At 64.2% G+C, this 15,022-nt stretch carries 10 protein-coding genes and 1 pseudogene; 8 read left to right on the top strand and 3 right to left on the bottom strand.

Annotated features, from left to right (window positions below):
• Positions 1 to 62 precede the first annotated feature (62 nt).
• Positions 63 to 944, top strand: coding sequence for a UTP--glucose-1-phosphate uridylyltransferase GalU (gene galU, locus CUJ90_RS12600; RefSeq protein WP_073432963.1), 882 nt, complete (start codon positions 63 to 65; stop codon positions 942 to 944).
• Between the two features lie 128 nt (positions 945 to 1,072).
• Here galU and CUJ90_RS12595 read toward each other — a convergent pair whose 3' ends face one another.
• Positions 1,073 to 1,300, bottom strand: coding sequence for a sulfurtransferase TusA family protein (locus CUJ90_RS12595; protein WP_027776570.1), 228 nt, complete (start codon positions 1,298 to 1,300; stop codon positions 1,073 to 1,075).
• Positions 1,301 to 1,572: 272 nt separating this feature from the next.
• Here CUJ90_RS12595 and CUJ90_RS33220 point away from each other — a divergent pair.
• From CUJ90_RS33220 to CUJ90_RS12575, 4 genes and pseudogenes are all read left to right on the top strand, one after another.
• Positions 1,573 to 1,710 (top strand): annotated as a pseudogene (locus CUJ90_RS33220) (helix-turn-helix domain-containing protein); the annotation flags it as partial.
• 457 nt (positions 1,711 to 2,167) lie between these two features.
• Entirely contained in the window at positions 2,168 to 3,337 is a 1,170-nt protein-coding gene (locus CUJ90_RS12585) for an IS4 family transposase (protein ID WP_244143167.1), read from the top strand.
• A 180-nt stretch (positions 3,338 to 3,517) separates the two neighbouring features.
• The gene (locus CUJ90_RS12580) at positions 3,518 to 5,869 is read left to right on the top strand and encodes a UvrD-helicase domain-containing protein (protein WP_073432920.1); all 2,352 of its coding nucleotides are present in this window, start codon (positions 3,518 to 3,520) and stop codon (positions 5,867 to 5,869) included.
• On the top strand, positions 5,866 to 6,693 hold the full coding sequence (locus CUJ90_RS12575) for a 5'-methylthioadenosine/adenosylhomocysteine nucleosidase (protein ID WP_114162914.1): 828 nt from the start codon (positions 5,866 to 5,868) through the stop codon (positions 6,691 to 6,693). Before CUJ90_RS12580 ends, CUJ90_RS12575 begins: the two co-directional genes overlap by 4 nt.
• Before the next feature lie 38 nt (positions 6,694 to 6,731).
• Here the strand turns inward: CUJ90_RS12575 and CUJ90_RS12570 are convergent, their stop codons facing one another.
• Both CUJ90_RS12570 and CUJ90_RS12565 read right to left on the bottom strand, forming a co-directional pair.
• On the bottom strand, positions 6,732 to 8,636 hold the full coding sequence (locus CUJ90_RS12570; RefSeq protein WP_114162912.1) for a propionate--CoA ligase: 1,905 nt from the start codon (positions 8,634 to 8,636) through the stop codon (positions 6,732 to 6,734).
• Positions 8,637 to 8,992: 356 nt separating this feature from the next.
• The gene (locus CUJ90_RS12565) at positions 8,993 to 10,219 is read right to left on the bottom strand and encodes an MFS transporter (protein ID WP_114162910.1); all 1,227 of its coding nucleotides are present in this window, start codon (positions 10,217 to 10,219) and stop codon (positions 8,993 to 8,995) included.
• Positions 10,220 to 10,731: 512 nt separating this feature from the next.
• On the opposite strand from CUJ90_RS12565, the gene CUJ90_RS12560 reads away from it, so the two are divergent.
• The 3 genes from CUJ90_RS12560 to CUJ90_RS12550 all read left to right on the top strand — a co-directional run bounded on the left by CUJ90_RS12560 (position 10,732) and on the right by CUJ90_RS12550 (position 15,000).
• On the top strand, positions 10,732 to 12,408 hold the full coding sequence (locus CUJ90_RS12560; protein WP_114162909.1) for a methyl-accepting chemotaxis protein: 1,677 nt from the start codon (positions 10,732 to 10,734) through the stop codon (positions 12,406 to 12,408).
• A gap of 213 nt (positions 12,409 to 12,621) precedes the next feature.
• A complete protein-coding gene (locus tag CUJ90_RS12555; protein ID WP_114161853.1) occupies positions 12,622 to 13,752 on the top strand; it encodes an IS481 family transposase in 1,131 nt (376 codons plus the stop codon).
• 117 nt (positions 13,753 to 13,869) lie between these two features.
• Positions 13,870 to 15,000, top strand: a complete 1,131-nt coding sequence (locus tag CUJ90_RS12550) for an IS481 family transposase (RefSeq protein ID WP_114161853.1) — start codon at positions 13,870 to 13,872, stop codon at positions 14,998 to 15,000.
• Positions 15,001 to 15,022: the final 22 nt, after the last annotated feature.

The following is a 15,022-nucleotide window of genomic DNA, read 5'->3' as shown; positions in this document are numbered from 1 at the left end:
CGTGCCCGCCCCTCGTGCGGCGGGTACGGACTCATAGCAAACCAGAGGACTAGGGTAATCACATGCTAAAAGTTACAAAGGCGGTATTTCCGGTGGCAGGTCTCGGCACCCGGTTCCTCCCTGCCACGAAGGCGAGCCCGAAAGAGATGCTGCCGATCGTCGACAAGCCGCTGATCCAATACGCGGTGGAAGAGGCGATGGCGGCCGGCATCACCGAAATGATCTTCGTGACGGGCCGCAGCAAGCGCGCGATCGAGGACCATTTCGATAAGTCGTATGAAATCGAAGCCGAACTGCAGGCGCGCGGCAAGGACAAGCTGCTCGAACTGGTGCGCAGCATCAAGCCGAGCCACGTCGACTGTTTCTACGTGCGCCAGCCGGAAGCGTTGGGCCTCGGCCACGCGGTGCTGTGCGCGGAAAAGCTGGTGGGCGACAACCCGTTCGCCGTGATTCTCGCGGACGATCTGCTGTACGGCACGCCGCCCGTGATGACGCAAATGATCGAGGTGTTCGACCACTATCACAGCTCGGTGATCGGCGTCGAAGAGATTCCCGCGCAGGAAACCAAGTCGTACGGCATTGTCGACGGCAAGGAGTGGGAAGACTCGATCATCAAGATGTCGGGCATCGTCGAAAAGCCGGAGCCGAACGTGGCGCCGTCGAATCTCGGCGTGGTGGGCCGCTATGTGCTCAAGCCGCGGATTTTCGATCACATCCGCGCGCTCAAACCGGGCGCCGGCGGCGAATTGCAGCTGACGGACGCGATTCAGTCGCTGCTCGCCGATGAGCAGGTGCTGGCGTACAAGTACCACGGCACGCGTTTCGACTGCGGCAGCAAGCTGGGTTATCTGAAGGCGACGGTGGAGTTCGCGCTGCGTCACCCGGAAGTAGCCGCCGATTTCGAGGAATATCTGCGCACGCGTTCGCCGGTGCTCGAAGGCTGAACGCGCAGTTGCGTTCCCGGCGCCCGGTTATTTATTGGTCTTGCCGGGCATGAAAAAGGCGCTGTGACCCGCATTCGCGGGCACAGCGCCTTTTGTTTTGGGTGCGAGCGTTCGGGAGCGCGCGTGAATCAGCGGCGCTTCATCAGAAACGTGAAGACCTTGTCGTGCGCTGAGCTTTCGACGATTTCATTGCCGGTTTGCTTCGCGAACGCGGCGAAATCGCGCTGCGAGCCGGGATCGGTGGCCAGCACCTTGAGAATCTGGCCGCTTTCCATGTCGGCGAGCGCCTTCTTGGCGCGCAAGATGGGCAGCGGGCACATCAGCCCGCGCGCATCGACTTCCTTGTGGATCTGAATTTGCATCGACGATGACCTTCGGGATGGGGGCGCCGGTTGCGGCGCCGGGCAGAGGGTCAAATTCTACCGCAGGGAGTTGTTTGATGTTTTGGCCTGCTCGGCGGGTTTGGTTTGGTTGGTCTTGCTTTGTTGGTCTTAGCGGTCTATTAGCGTTGCCCCTGTGCGGGGCGGTACCTACTTTCTTTGCCGCCGTGTACAGACCGGAGACATGGCTGACAGGTGCGCGAGGACATGGTTGACACTTGCGGGTACGAAAACGCCCGGTCCCGACCATGCCCTGGAACGCAAGAGACACCATGAGCCTCAGACAGGAATTTGTTCATCTGGCCGGTCAGCGCACGCTCACGGTCACCGAACTGTGCGAGCGCTTTAACATCAGCCGGCAGACCGGCTACAAATGGCTCAAACGTGGCGAGGACGCGCTGGCGGATCGGCAAGGACGAGGCGAGGCCGACGGCGGCCCCCACGGCGCAAAAAATTACCGCTGTCTTCCCTGGCAGACCCATCCGCGACGCACGCAGTGCGGAGTGGGAGCTGATGACGGCCTGGTCACTGACGCTGGCTGTGCGAGGGATCATCCGTTTATCGCACCACTGCCCCCTCCAAGCCAGGAGACCCGCTTGAAAGCTGGCGGTGTGAGCCGCTTTCTTTGCCTACTTTCTTTGCGGCGGCAAAGAAAGTAGGTGCCGCCCCGCACAGCAATGCTCTCAACTTAAGCCTCAAAGAGCTTGTAAACGAGGCATTGCCCCTGTAAACTTCATCGCATAACTCACTGATAAATCAACGATATGAACTCAAATACCAGCGTCCTCGCGGCTTCTGGCTGAGTTCTCCGATTTCCTGCTCGATCCGGCGCTCGCCGATCGCGTGCGTCGTTCTCCCACTGCCTTTACCCGCAATCGCACACTGACCTTGCCGCGCATGGCCGCGCTGATGATGTCCGGCATGTGCGCCAGTGTGCAGGCCGAACTTGACGCGCTATTCGGCGCACTGGGAAGCAGCGGCGGGCGCACCCGCGCTGTCAGCGCACAGGCCTTCAGCAAGGCGCGACGGGGAGTGTCTGCCGAACTGTTCGAACTGGCCCGCGCCCGCCTGATCTCGCTGGCCCAACCCCATATCGATTCGATGCGCTGGCACGGCCTGAGGCTGGTCGCCGCTGACGGTAGCCGCCTGCGTGTGGGCACGCGTCGCGGCCATGAACTGCGCGCCGATCACTACGCGTTTGCGCTGTTCCTGCCGGGTTCCGAACTGACCCTGCACGCTGCACTTCATCCCGCCGACGGCGGCGAGCGGCAGATGCTGTTCGAAGCCCTCGATGTACTGCAACCGCATACCGACCTGCTGCTGCTCGATCGCGGCTATATCGGCAACGCGATGGTGGCGGCGCTCGCACAGCGCGAAATCCCGTTCTGCATGCGCGTCGATGCGCGTAACTGGAAATGCGTCAGCGCCTTTACCCGCAGCGGTAAAGCCGAGCATGTGGTGACACTGGAAGCGCCCAGCGAACCGGATGCCCGCGCCTATGAACTGGCGCGTACGCCCACGACTGTGCGCCTGATCCGCGACGTCACGCCGGGCGGTCGCGTGCGTGTGCTGATGACCTCGCTGCTCGATGGCGGGCGTTATCCGGCGGCATCGTTCGGCGCGCTCTATCACCAGCGCTGGCGGGTCGAGGAAGCATTCAAACGACTCAAGCACCGGCTGCGGCTGGAAGCCGTCACAGGCCTCGATTACCTGGCGTTACAGCAGGACTTCGGCGCAAAAATCCTCGCCGACAACCTGTGCACACTGCTCAGCGATCTCGATGCGCCGCACGACGACAGACATGCCAGCCGTCCTAACCGGGTGTATGCACTGGGCGCACTCAAGCCCATCCTCGGCGCGTGTCTTCTGCGCATCCAGCGCTGTCTGGACGGCCTCGCCGGTGTGCTGGAAATGATCCACCAGACCCGATGCCGGATACAGCCCTCACGCTCCTATCCAAGACCACCCAGAAAAGCCAAGCCCCACTTCCATCTCGCGTACAAACTCGCTTGATGCAGCGGGGCTTAAGTTGAGAGCATTGCCCCGCACAGGGGCAACACTAATAGACCACTAACAAATCAAGAAAAGGCCAAAAAGCAAGACCAACCAAACCAAAACCCCGCCGAGCAGGCCAAAAATCCCACTCCCCGCAGGGGCATATAATGACGAACGAACCGCCGTCCCTCCAGAAAAATGCCCGATCTGCTAGCTAACCTAAACCCCGAACAACACGCCGCCGTCACGCTCCCCAATGAGCCGGCGCTCATTCTCGCCGGCGCGGGCAGCGGCAAAACCCGCGTTCTGATCACCCGCATCGCGTGGCTCATCCAGCATGGGCTGGCCTCGCCCGCCACGATCCTGGCGGTGACCTTCACCAACAAGGCCGCGCGCGAAATGATGTCGCGTCTTTCGGCGCTCCTGCCGATCGACACGCGCGGCATGTGGATCGGTACCTTCCACGGCCTGTGCAACCGCATGCTGCGCGCGCATCATCGCGACGCCGGTCTGCCGGCCACCTTCCAGATTCTCGACACCGCCGACCAGCTCTCCGCGATCAAGCGTCTGATGAAGGGCCTCAACATCGACGACGAAAAGTACCCGGCGAAAAATCTCCAGTACTTCATCAACAACGCGAAGGAACAAGGCCTGCGCCCGAAGGACGTCGACGCCACCGACAACTTCAACCGCAAGTTCGTCGAACTGTACGAAGCCTACGACCAGCAGTGCCAGCGCGAAGGCGTGGTCGATTTTCCGGAACTGCTGCTGCGCTGTCATGAACTGCTCGCGCACAATCCGCCGCTGCGCGCCCACTATCAGGCGCGCTTTAGGCACATTCTGGTGGACGAGTTCCAGGACACCAACAAGCTGCAATACGCGTGGCTGAAGCTGCTGGCGGGCCAGGCCAACTCGATCTTCGCGGTGGGCGACGACGACCAGTCGATCTACGCGTTCCGCGGCGCGAACGTCGGCAACATGCGCGACTTCGAGCACGAGTTCAACGTGCGGCATCTCATCAAGCTGGAGCAGAACTACCGCTCGCACGGCCATATTCTCGACGCCGCCAATCAGTTGATCGCCAACAACTCGCGGCGGCTGGGCAAGAATCTGCGCACCGACGCCGGCCACGGCGAACCGGTGCGCGTGTACGAATCCGCCACCGACACGCAGGAAGCCGGCTGGATCGTCGAGGAAATCAAGGCGCTGATCAGCACCGGCACGTCGCGCAGCGAGATTGCGATCCTGTACCGCAGCAACGCGCAGTCGCGCACGATCGAACACACGCTGGTGAACGCGGGCATCGCGTATCGCGTGTACGGCGGCTTGCGCTTCTTCGAGCGCCAGGAAGTCAAGCACGCGCTGGCCTATCTGCGCCTGATCGACAATCCGAACGACGACACCGCGTTCGCGCGCGTCGTCAATTTCCCGACGCGCGGCATCGGCGCGCGCTCGATCGAACAACTCGCGGACGCGGCGCGCCTGTACAACTGCTCGATGGCCGCGGCGATTCCGTATGTCGCGGGCAAGGCGGGTTCGAGCCTCGCGGCGTTCGCCAATCTGATCGGCAGGATGCGCGCGGAAACGCAGCAGATGAGCTTGCCGGAAACCGTCGAGCACGTGGTCCGCACGAGCGGTCTCGCGGAGTTCTATCAGAACGAACGCGAAGGCCAGGACCGGCTGGAAAACTTGCAGGAACTGGTCAACGCGGCCGCCGCGTTCGTCAGCGAGGAAGGCTACGGCATGGATACGCCGGCGCGCTCGATTCCGCTGCGCCCTGGCGCGACCGCCGCGCCCGAACTGGCCGTCGCCACCGACGATCCGAATACGGTCGTGTTCGACGCGCCCGGCATCGCCGACCCGGCGCAAAACCCGGACACGATGACGCCGCTCGCCGGTTTCCTGTCGCACGCGTCGCTCGAAGCGGGCGACAACCAGGCGCAGGCCGGCCAGGAAGCGGTGCAACTGATGACGGTGCATGCGGCCAAGGGTCTGGAGTTCACGGCGGTGTTCATCACCGGTCTGGAAGAGGGCCTGTTTCCGCACGAGAACAGCGCGATGGAGTCGGACGGTCTGGAGGAGGAGCGGCGCTTGATGTACGTGGCGATCACGCGGGCGAAGGAGCGGCTGTATCTGTCGTTCGCGCAAAGCCGGATGCTGCACGGCCAGACGCGCTACAACATCCGTTCGCGTTTCTTCGACGAATTGCCGCAGGAAACGCTCAAGTGGCTCACGCCGAAAGTGGAGGCGGGCGCGCGCTGGGGCGGCCGCTCGGACAACGCCGGTTACGGGCGCGACTGGTTCGCGCGGCCGGGTTACACGGGCGCGGCGTCGTCCACGCCCGCGCCGCTGCCGGCCTTCGCCAACGAACAGCGCGCGGCGGAAACGGGTTTTCGCGTCGGTCAGCAGGTGTTCCACACCAAGTTCGGCGAAGGCACGATCACTGCGCTCGAAGGCGGCGGCACCGACGCGAAGGCGCAGGTCAAATTCAAGCGGCACGGCGAGAAGTGGCTGGCGCTCGCGGTCGCCAAATTGCAGGCGGTCGAATGAGCGCGGCTGGCGCTGCTGGGGCGGCGGGCGGTGTCGATCCCGATCGCGGCGGCGCGAGCGCGTCGCATCGTCCGCTCGGCATTCTCGCCGCCTTGCCGCAGGAACTCGGCGATCTGATCGAGGCGATGCGGGCCGAATCCAGTCTGCGCACCATCACGCATGGTCAGCGTGATTATCACCTCGGCACCGTTCACGGTGCGCCGTGCGTGGTGACGCTGGCGCGCGTCGGCAAGGTCGCGGCCGCGGCGACCGTCAGCGCGCTGATTCATGCGTTCGACGTCGAGGCCGTCGTGTTCACGGGCGTCGCGGGCGGCGTGGGCAGCGAGGTGCGGATCGGCGATATCGTCGTCGCCAATGCGCTGCTGCAACACGATCTCGACGCGTCGCCGCTGTTTCCGCGTTTTGAAGTGCCGCTGTTGGGCGTGTCGCGTTTTGCCGCCGATGCGGCGCTTGCCGATCAACTGGCCGCCGCGTGCGAGCGTTTCGTGGCAGAAGCGGGCGCGGCGTCCGCGGCGCGGTTTGGCACGCGCGAGCCGCGCGTGCATCGCGGGCTGATTATCAGCGGCGATCAGTTCATTGCCAGTGCGGTGGGCGTCGAAGCCTTGCGCGCGGCCTTGCCGGACGCGCTTGCCGTCGAGATGGAAGGCGCGGCGATCGCGCAGGTGTGTCACGAGTACGGTGTGCCGTGCGCCGTCGTGCGCACGATCTCGGACACCGCCGACGATCACGCGCCGGAGTCGTTCGTGTCGTTTCTCACCGAGATCGCCGGAGCTTATTCGAATGCGATTCTGGCGCGGTTTCTGGCGGCGCGTAGCGCGGGTTGAGTCGCCGCGGGTTGAATCACCGCGGGTCGATTAGTCGGTTACGTCTGATCGGATTTCCCCAGCGCGTCGCGCACCTGCTGCAACGCCGCCGGATCTTCGATAGTCGGCAAATCGCCCGGCTCACGTCCCTCGGCCAGCGCCGCGATCGCGCGGCGCAGCAGCTTGCCCGAGCGGGTCTTCGGCAGCATCGACACCACCACCACCCGCGCCGGCCGCGCAATCGCGCCGAGCTGGCGATCGACCGTCGCGATGAGTTCGGCTTCCAGCTTCGTGCGCGCCTTGTCGTTCGCGTAGGCTTGCGCGTCGCGCAGCACCACGAAGGCCAGCGCCGCCTGACCCTTCAACGCGTCCGTCACGCCGACCACCGCTACTTCCGCAACCGCCGCGTGGCTCGACAACGCTTCCTCGATTTCGCGCGTGCCGAGCCGGTGGCCGGCGACGTTGATCACGTCGTCGGTGCGGCCGAGGATCGTCACGTAACCGTCCTCGTCCTGAATGCCCCAGTCGAAGGTGGAATACACCTGCTGATTCGGAACGCTCGACCAGTAGGTGCTCACGAAGCGCTTGTCGTCGCCCCATACGGTCGACATGCAGCCGGGCGGCAGCGGATAGCCCAGCGTGAGCACGCCCTTTTCGCCGGGCGCGCAAGGCTCGCCGGTCAGTTCATTGCGCAACTTCAGATCGAAGCCCGCCGACGGCACGCCGGGCGAACCAAGCCTGGTCGGCAGCGCCTCGACGCCGCGCGGAATCGCCAATATCGGCCAGCCGGTTTCGGTCTGCCAGTAGTTGTCGATCACCGGCTTGCCGAGCGCATCGGCGATCCATGCGGCGGTCGGTTCGTCGAGCGGCTCGCCCGCGAGGAACAGCGTGCGCAGGCTCGACAGATCGGCTTTCCTCAACAGCGCCGGGTCCTGCTTTTTCAGCACGCGCAACGCGGTCGGCGCGGTGAACATCAGATTGATCTTGTGCTGTTCGACGAGGCGCCACCAGATGCCGCCGTCAGGACGAATCGGCGTGCCTTCGTACATCACGGTGGTCAGGCCCGCGAGCAACGGCGCGTAGACGATGTAGCTATGGCCGACCACCCAGCCCACGTCCGACGCGGTGAACATCGTGTCGCCGGGCCGGCCCTCGAAGATATGTTCCATCGACGCCGCCAGCGCCACCGCATAGCCGCCCACGTCGCGTTGCACGCCCTTCGGCTTGCCGGTCGTGCCCGACGTGTAGAGCACATACGAAGGCTCGTTCGATTCGAGCCATTCGCACGGCACGTGGGCGTCGAAGAACTTCCCGCGCAGCGGTTCGTAGGCAACCAGATAGTTCGCGTTCAGGCGCTCGGGCGCGAGTTGCCGGTCGATCAGCAGCACGTGCGGGGTCTTGTGGGCCGCGCGCGCGAGCGCTTCGTCCACCAGCGGCGTGTAGTCGATCACCTTGCCGCCGCGCGCGCCGGCGTCGGCGGTGACGATCAGCGCGGGTTTCGCATCGTCGATGCGGGCGGCGAGGTTCGGCGCCGCGAAGCCGCCGAACACCACCGAGTGAATCGCGCCCAGCCGCGCGCAGGCGAGCATCGCGAAGAGCGCTTCGGGAATCATCGGCAGATAGAGCAGCACGACATCGCCGCGCTTCACGCCGAGCGAGCGCATGACCGCCGCCATCCGGTTGATTTCCGCGTGGAGCTCGGCGTAGGTGTAGCGCCGCTCGATGCCGGTTTCCGTCGATACATAAATCAGCGCGTTCTGCTGCGCGCGCTCGGCGAGATGCCGGTCCACCGCGTTATGGCACAGGTTCGTGCGCCCGCCGACGAACCAGCGCGCGAACGGCGGATTCGAGCGGTCGAGCACGCTGTCGAACGGCGTCTCCCAGTGAATCCGCCGCGCTTCGTCGCGCCAGAATGCCTCGGGGTTCTCGATCGAACGGCGGTGGAAGTCGCGGTAGGTGGTCATCTGCGGCGATCCTTCTGCTGCGTGAATGGACGGACGTCGAGTCGGCATGCGGCCGTATTGCCGAATGTGGCGCGGCGCGAGTGCAAGGCGTGTGTGTCCACGCAAGCATAGGGTACGCCCGGCACGGCGGACAACGCGGGTTCACCATGAGCGAGACACGGGCCATGATGATTGCGTCGAACCGAGGCGCGAGGCGCGAGGCGCGAGCCGTGAGCCGTGAGCACCGAGCACCGAGCACCGAGCACCGAGACGAGCACCAAGACGAGCACCGAAACGACCCGCCGCGCCACCCGCCAGCACCAAAGAAAAAGGCGCCGCGGCGCCTTTTTCCTCACGCAACCCCCGAAAACAAACGCTCACGCCTTCGCGCGCTTGCCTTCGACGTCCGGCAGAAACACCGTCAGCACGCCGATCAGCGGCAGGAACGAGCACACCTTGTACACGTAGGTGATGCTGGTGGCGTCGGCTAATTGCCCGAGCACCGCCGCGCCGATCCCGCCCATGCCGAACGCGAAACCGAAGAACAGCCCCGCGACCATGCCCACCTTGCCGGGGATCAACTCCTGCGCGTAGACCAGAATCGCCGAGAACGCCGAGGCCAGCACCACGCCGATGATCACCGTCAACACGCCGGTCCAGAACAGGTTCGCGTACGGCAGCAGCAGCGTGAACGGCGCGACGCCGAGAATCGACACCCAGATCACGTACTTGCGGCCGATCCGGTCGCCGACCGGCCCGCCGATCACCGTGCCCGCCGCGACCGCCGCGAGGAATACGAACAGATGGACCTGTGCGGCCTGCACCGGCAAATGGAACTTGTCGATCAGATAAAAGGTGAAGTAGCTGTTGATGCTGGCGAGATAGAAGTACTTCGAGAACACCAGCAGGACCAGCACGCCCATCGCGAACATGACCTTGTTGCGCGACAGCGTGGCGTGAGCCGTCTGGCCGCGCGCCTTCTTCACCGACGGATGCTGCTTGTACCAGCGGCCGATCTGCGTCAGCACCACGATCGCGACGAGCGCGGCGACCGAGAACCACGCGATGCTGCGCTGCCCGTGCGGAATCACGATCAACGCGGCGAGCAGCGGTCCGAGCGACGAACCCGCGTTGCCGCCCACCTGGAACAGCGACTGCGCGAGACCATGACGGCCACCCGAAGCCATGCGCGCCACCCGCGACGATTCGGGATGGAACACCGACGAACCGCAGCCGACCAGCGCCGCGGCCACCAGCAGCACGCCGAAATTGGGCGCGACCGACATCAGCAGCAGGCCCGCGAGCGTGAAACCCATGCCGACCGGCAGCGAGTACGGCTTCGGATGCTTGTCGGTATAGATGCCGACGAGCGGTTGCAGCAGCGACGCGGTGATCTGGTAAGTCAGCGTAATCAGGCCGATCTGCCCGAACGACAGCGAAAAGTTGTCTTTCAGCATTGGGTAGATCGCGAGGATCAACGACTGGATCATGTCGTTGAGCAGATGCGAAAAACTGATCGCGCCCAGCACGGAATACACCGTGCGTTGCACTTTGGCGGGCGCTTGCGCGCCGGCGAGGGCGCTTTTGTCGAGGCTCGTTTCCATACGTGAGTTCAGAAAAGAAAGGGTGGCGGCCGCGTTGCAACGCCGCGATGCCTGGGAGCGGGGCGTCGCGGCATATCGACGCGGCCTTCGGCGTTGCGAGCTGATTGCCGAAGTTTAATGTGGCTTGAGTGAATTGTAAGGACAAGCTTTGTCGAGAATCGGACATGCGCAACCCTAAAGATCATCGAAAAAGGCGCCCAGACGCGAGCGGGTCGCACCGCCGCGGTGCTCGCCGCGAATCGGCTGCCATGACCGTTCGGGTGTGGCAAGTGGCCGAATAAATGCGCCTGGAGTGCGCTTGGAGCGATTTTTGGCCGTGTATAAAACGGTCGCGGATGCGTCGCTCATCCAGGCGGCGCGCTGAAACCGGGCGACACGCAAGCGGCTTTTTCTCGACGCGACGCTAAAGATCGCGGAGGTTGATGCCGTAGACCCGGAAAGATAAGCAGCAATGAAGCAGCCCTGCCGGAATCGACCTTTCCGGCAGTCCGAACTCGTGGGGACGGGAAAATATGAAAGTCATTTCGCCAGGCGGCCAGACGGGCGCGGGGTTCGTACCGGATGCACAAGCGGCTGGCAAGTCGCCGTCGCGTGGACAGGGCGGGCGCTCACGCGCCGTGCGGTTCAAGGGCTTGCCGGTGAGGATTATGCTGCGCCTCGCGTTCGCGGTGCTGCTGATCGGCACGCTGCTGATCGGCGTGTTCTCGCTCACGCAGATCAGCCGCCTGAATGCCTCCACGCAATCGATCTACGACCAGGGCCACGTCGCCAGCCGCGCGGCCGAGGAAGCGCGCGGCTACATGCTGCGCGCGAGCCGCGCGCAAAAAACGCTGCTGACCGCGACCACCGCGAAGGAGCGCGACGAACTGGGCGCCGACATCGACAAGGGCCTTGCCGGCCTCGGCGCGCAACTGGGCACGCTGCAGCAGTACGTCGATTCATCCGACGCGAAGGCGGTCGATCAGCAGAAGAAATTCGCCGCCGCCGTCACGACATGGAGCGGCCACCTGCGCGACTTCGTGACGCTCGTGAAGGCGCAGCCGCTCGATCTGTCGCAGATGAACTGGCAGGTCGGCACGCAGGACGTTTCCCTGCTGGTCGAGACCGGCAAGCTCGAAAAGCTCGTCGACGAACTCGTCGCGCAGCGCGGCACGGCCGCGAAGGCGACCATCGACGCGTCGGGCTTCATCTATCACTCGTCGTTCGTGATGATCGCGGTGATGACGCTCGGGCTGATCGTGCTGGCGTTCGGCATCAGCGAATGGGTGGTGCGGCGCCTTGCCCGTCAACTCGGCGGCGAACCCGCGTATGCGAAGGAAATCGCCAGCCGGATCGCGGCGGGCGATCTGACGAACCGGATCGCGCTCGGCCGCAACGACAGGTCGAGCATGTTGTACGCGCTGCACGACATGCAAGGCGGTCTCGCGACGACGGTCTCCGACATTGCCGCGAGCGCGGACGCGATCGCGACCGCCTCGGGCGAGATTTCGATGGGCAATCAGGACCTGTCGCAACGTACCGAACAGCAGGCGATGGCGCTCGAGCGCACCGCGAGCAGCATGGAGCAGTTGACGTCGACCGTGCGTCAGAACGCCGACAACGCGAAGCAGGCGAGCACGCTCGCCAACAACGCATCGGAGATCGCGGAGAAGGGCGGCGAGGTGGTGAGCCGCGTGGTCGCGACGATGAACGAGATCAACGACAGTGCGCGCAGTATCGGCGACATCATCGGCGTGATCGAGGGCATTGCGTTCCAGACCAACATTCTGGCCTTGAACGCGGCGGTCGAGGCCGCGCGGGCGGGCGAGGAAGGGCGCGGGTTTTCGGTGGTCGCCGCGGAAGTGCGCAACCTGGCGCAGCGCAGCGCGGCGGCCGCGAAGGAGATCAAGGGGTTGATCGGTGCTTCCGTCGAGCGGGTGAGCAATGGCTCGACCCTGGCGCAGGACGCCGGGCAGACGATGGACGAAGTCGTCAAGGCGGTGAAGCGGGTTACGGACATCATGGGCGAGATTTCGGCGGCGTCGTCCGAGCAGAGCGCCGGGATCGAGGAGATCAACCTCGCGGTGACGCAGATGGATTCGGGCACGCAGCAGAATGCCGCGCTCGTTGAACAGGCGACGGCCGCTGCGCGGTCGCTGGATGATCAGGCGCGGGGGTTGAAGGAGATGGTGGGGAAGTTTAGGTTGTGATTGTGTTTTTGGGTTTTTTGCCTGCGCGGCGCTGTTGGTGGTGGTTGTTGCTTTGTTGGCCTTTGCTTGATTCGTTAGTGGTCTATTGGCGTTGCCCCTGTGCGGGGCGGCACCTACTTCTCTTTGCCGGCCGTGTACAGACCGGGGACATAGCTGACAGGTGTGCGAGGACATGGTTGACACTTCCGGGTACGAAAACGCCCGGTCCCGACTATGCCCTGGAACGCAAGAGACACCATGAGCCTCAGACAGGAATTTGTTCATCTGGCCAGTCAGCGCACGCTCACGGTCACCGAACTGTGCGAGCGCTTTAACATCAGCCGGCAGACCGGCTACAAATGGCTCAGACGTGGCGAGGACGCGCTGGCGGATCAGTCGCGGCGCCCTGCCAGCAGTCCCTCAAAGACCACCGTTGAGATGGAGCAGGAGGTGGTGCGCCTGCGTCAGGCACACCCGCGCTGGGGCGGCCGCAAGATCAGCCGGCGCCTGCGGGATCTGGGCTTTGAAGCGGTGCCGCAGCCCAGCACCGTGACAGCCATCCTGCACCGGCACAATCTGATCCTGCCGGCCGGTTCAGCGATGAGTGAACCCTGGAAGCGCTTTGAGCACGAGCAGCCCAACGTCCTCTGGCAGATGGACTTCAAGGGACACTTCGATACCCTCGAGCAGGGGCGTTGTAGCCCCCTGACGGTGCTCGACGATCACTCGCGCTTCAGCATCCTGCTGCGCGCCTGTGGGCCAACCGACACGGCCACGGTGCAGGCGGGCCTGCGCGAGGCATTCGGCCACTACGGCCTGCCGTTGCGCATCAACACCGATAACGGTTCGCCATGGGGTTCACCGGGCAGCCCGGGGCAGCTCACCGAACTGGCCGTCTGGCTGATCCGGCTGGGGATCCGCATCAGCTACAGCCGGCCTTACCATCCGCAGACCAACGGCAAGGACGAGCGGTTTCACCGCACGCTGAAGGCCGAAGTGCTGAACGAACGGAGCTTCGCCACCCAGCAGCACGTGCAACGCGAACTGGACCGCTGGCGCACCATCTATAACTGCGAGCGCCCGCACGAGGCGATCGGCATGGACACTCCGATGAGCCGTTACCAGCCGAGCCCGCGGGCGTTTCCATCGGTCCTGCGCGAGCCGGAGTACGGCCCGGATGACGTGGTGCTGCGGGTCAAGGCAAATGGCGAGCTACGCTTTGAAGGACGGCGCCTGAAGGTCTCGAAAGCACTTTACCGGCTGCCGGTTGCAGCACGCGCAAAGGACGGCGAAGACGGCGTATTTGAATTCTGGTTTGCCCATCACCGCATCCTCACCCTTGACCTGAGGAGCGAAAACCGCTGACCATAAAGTGTCAACGATGTCCTCGCACGTTCGTCAACCATGTCTCCGGTCTGTACACTGACAGGTGTGCGAGGACATGGTTGACACTTCCGGGTACGAAAACGCCCGGTCCCGACCATGCCCTGGAACGCAAGAGACACCATGAGCCTCAGACAGGAATTTGTTCATCTGGCCAGTCAGCGCACGCTCACGGTCACCGAACTGTGCGAGCGCTTTAACATCAGCCGGCAGACCGGCTACAAATGGCTCAGACGTGGCGAGGACGCGCTGGCGGATCAGTCGCGGCGCCCTGCCAGCAGTCCCTCAAAGACCACCGTTGAGATGGAGCAGGAGGTGGTGCGCCTGCGTCAGGCACACCCGCGCTGGGGCGGCCGCAAGATCAGCCGGCGCCTGCGGGATCTGGGCTTTGAAGCGGTGCCGCAGCCCAGCACCGTGACAGCCATCCTGCACCGGCACAATCTGATCCTGCCGGCCGGTTCAGCGATGAGTGAACCCTGGAAGCGCTTTGAGCACGAGCAGCCCAACGTCCTCTGGCAGATGGACTTCAAGGGACACTTCGATACCCTCGAGCAGGGGCGTTGTAGCCCCCTGACGGTGCTCGACGACCATTCGCGCTTCAGCATCCTGCTGCGCGCCTGTGGGCCAACCGATACGGCCACGGTGCAGGCGGGCCTGCGCGAGGCATTCGGCCACTACGGCCTGCCGTTGCGCATCAACACCGATAACGGTTCGCCATGGGGTTCACCGGGCAGCCCGGGGCAGCTCACCGAACTGGCCGTCTGGCTGATCCGGCTGGGGATCCGCATCAGCTACAGCCGGCCTTACCATCCGCAGACCAACGGCAAGGACGAGCGGTTTCACCGCACGCTGAAGGCCGAAGTGCTGAACGAACGGAGCTTCGCCACCCAGCAGCACGTGCAACGCGAACTGGACCGCTGGCGCACCATCTATAACTGCGAGCGCCCGCATGAGGCGATCGGCATGGACACTCCGATGAGCCGTTACCAGCCGAGCCCGCGGGCGTTTCCATCGGTCCTGCGCGAGCCGGAGTACGGCCCGGATGACGTGGTGCTGCGGGTCAAGGCAAATGGCGAGCTACGCTTTGAAGGACGGCGCCTGAAGGTCTCGAAAGCACTTTACCGGCTGCCGGTTGCAGCACGCGCAAAGGACGGCGAAGACGGCGTATTTGAATTCTGGTTTGCCCATCACCGCATCCTCACCCTTGACCTGAGGAGCGAAAACCGCTGACCATAAAGTGTCAACGATGTCC

Source organism: Paraburkholderia terricola, from assembly GCF_003330825.1.
GTDB lineage: Bacteria > Pseudomonadota > Gammaproteobacteria > Burkholderiales > Burkholderiaceae > Paraburkholderia > Paraburkholderia terricola.
This window is presented reverse-complemented; position numbering and strand designations above follow the sequence as displayed.

Bases quoted from the DNA above. Each gene is read 5' to 3' on its own strand.
- galU (WP_073432963.1), top strand. From the start codon at position 63: ATGCTAAAAGTTACAAAGGCGGTATTTCCGGTGGCAGGTCTCGGCACC.
- CUJ90_RS12580 (WP_073432920.1), top strand. From the start codon at position 3,518: ATGCCCGATCTGCTAGCTAACCTAAACCCCGAACAACACGCCGCCGTC.
- CUJ90_RS12575 (WP_114162914.1), top strand. From the start codon at position 5,866: ATGAGCGCGGCTGGCGCTGCTGGGGCGGCGGGCGGTGTCGATCCCGAT.
- CUJ90_RS12570 (WP_114162912.1), bottom strand. From the start codon at position 8,636: ATGACCACCTACCGCGACTTCCACCGCCGTTCGATCGAGAACCCCGAG.
- CUJ90_RS12565 (WP_114162910.1), bottom strand. From the start codon at position 10,219: ATGGAAACGAGCCTCGACAAAAGCGCCCTCGCCGGCGCGCAAGCGCCC.
- CUJ90_RS12560 (WP_114162909.1), top strand. From the start codon at position 10,732: ATGAAAGTCATTTCGCCAGGCGGCCAGACGGGCGCGGGGTTCGTACCG.
- CUJ90_RS12555 (WP_114161853.1), top strand. From the start codon at position 12,622: ATGCCCTGGAACGCAAGAGACACCATGAGCCTCAGACAGGAATTTGTT.
- CUJ90_RS12550 (WP_114161853.1), top strand. From the start codon at position 13,870: ATGCCCTGGAACGCAAGAGACACCATGAGCCTCAGACAGGAATTTGTT.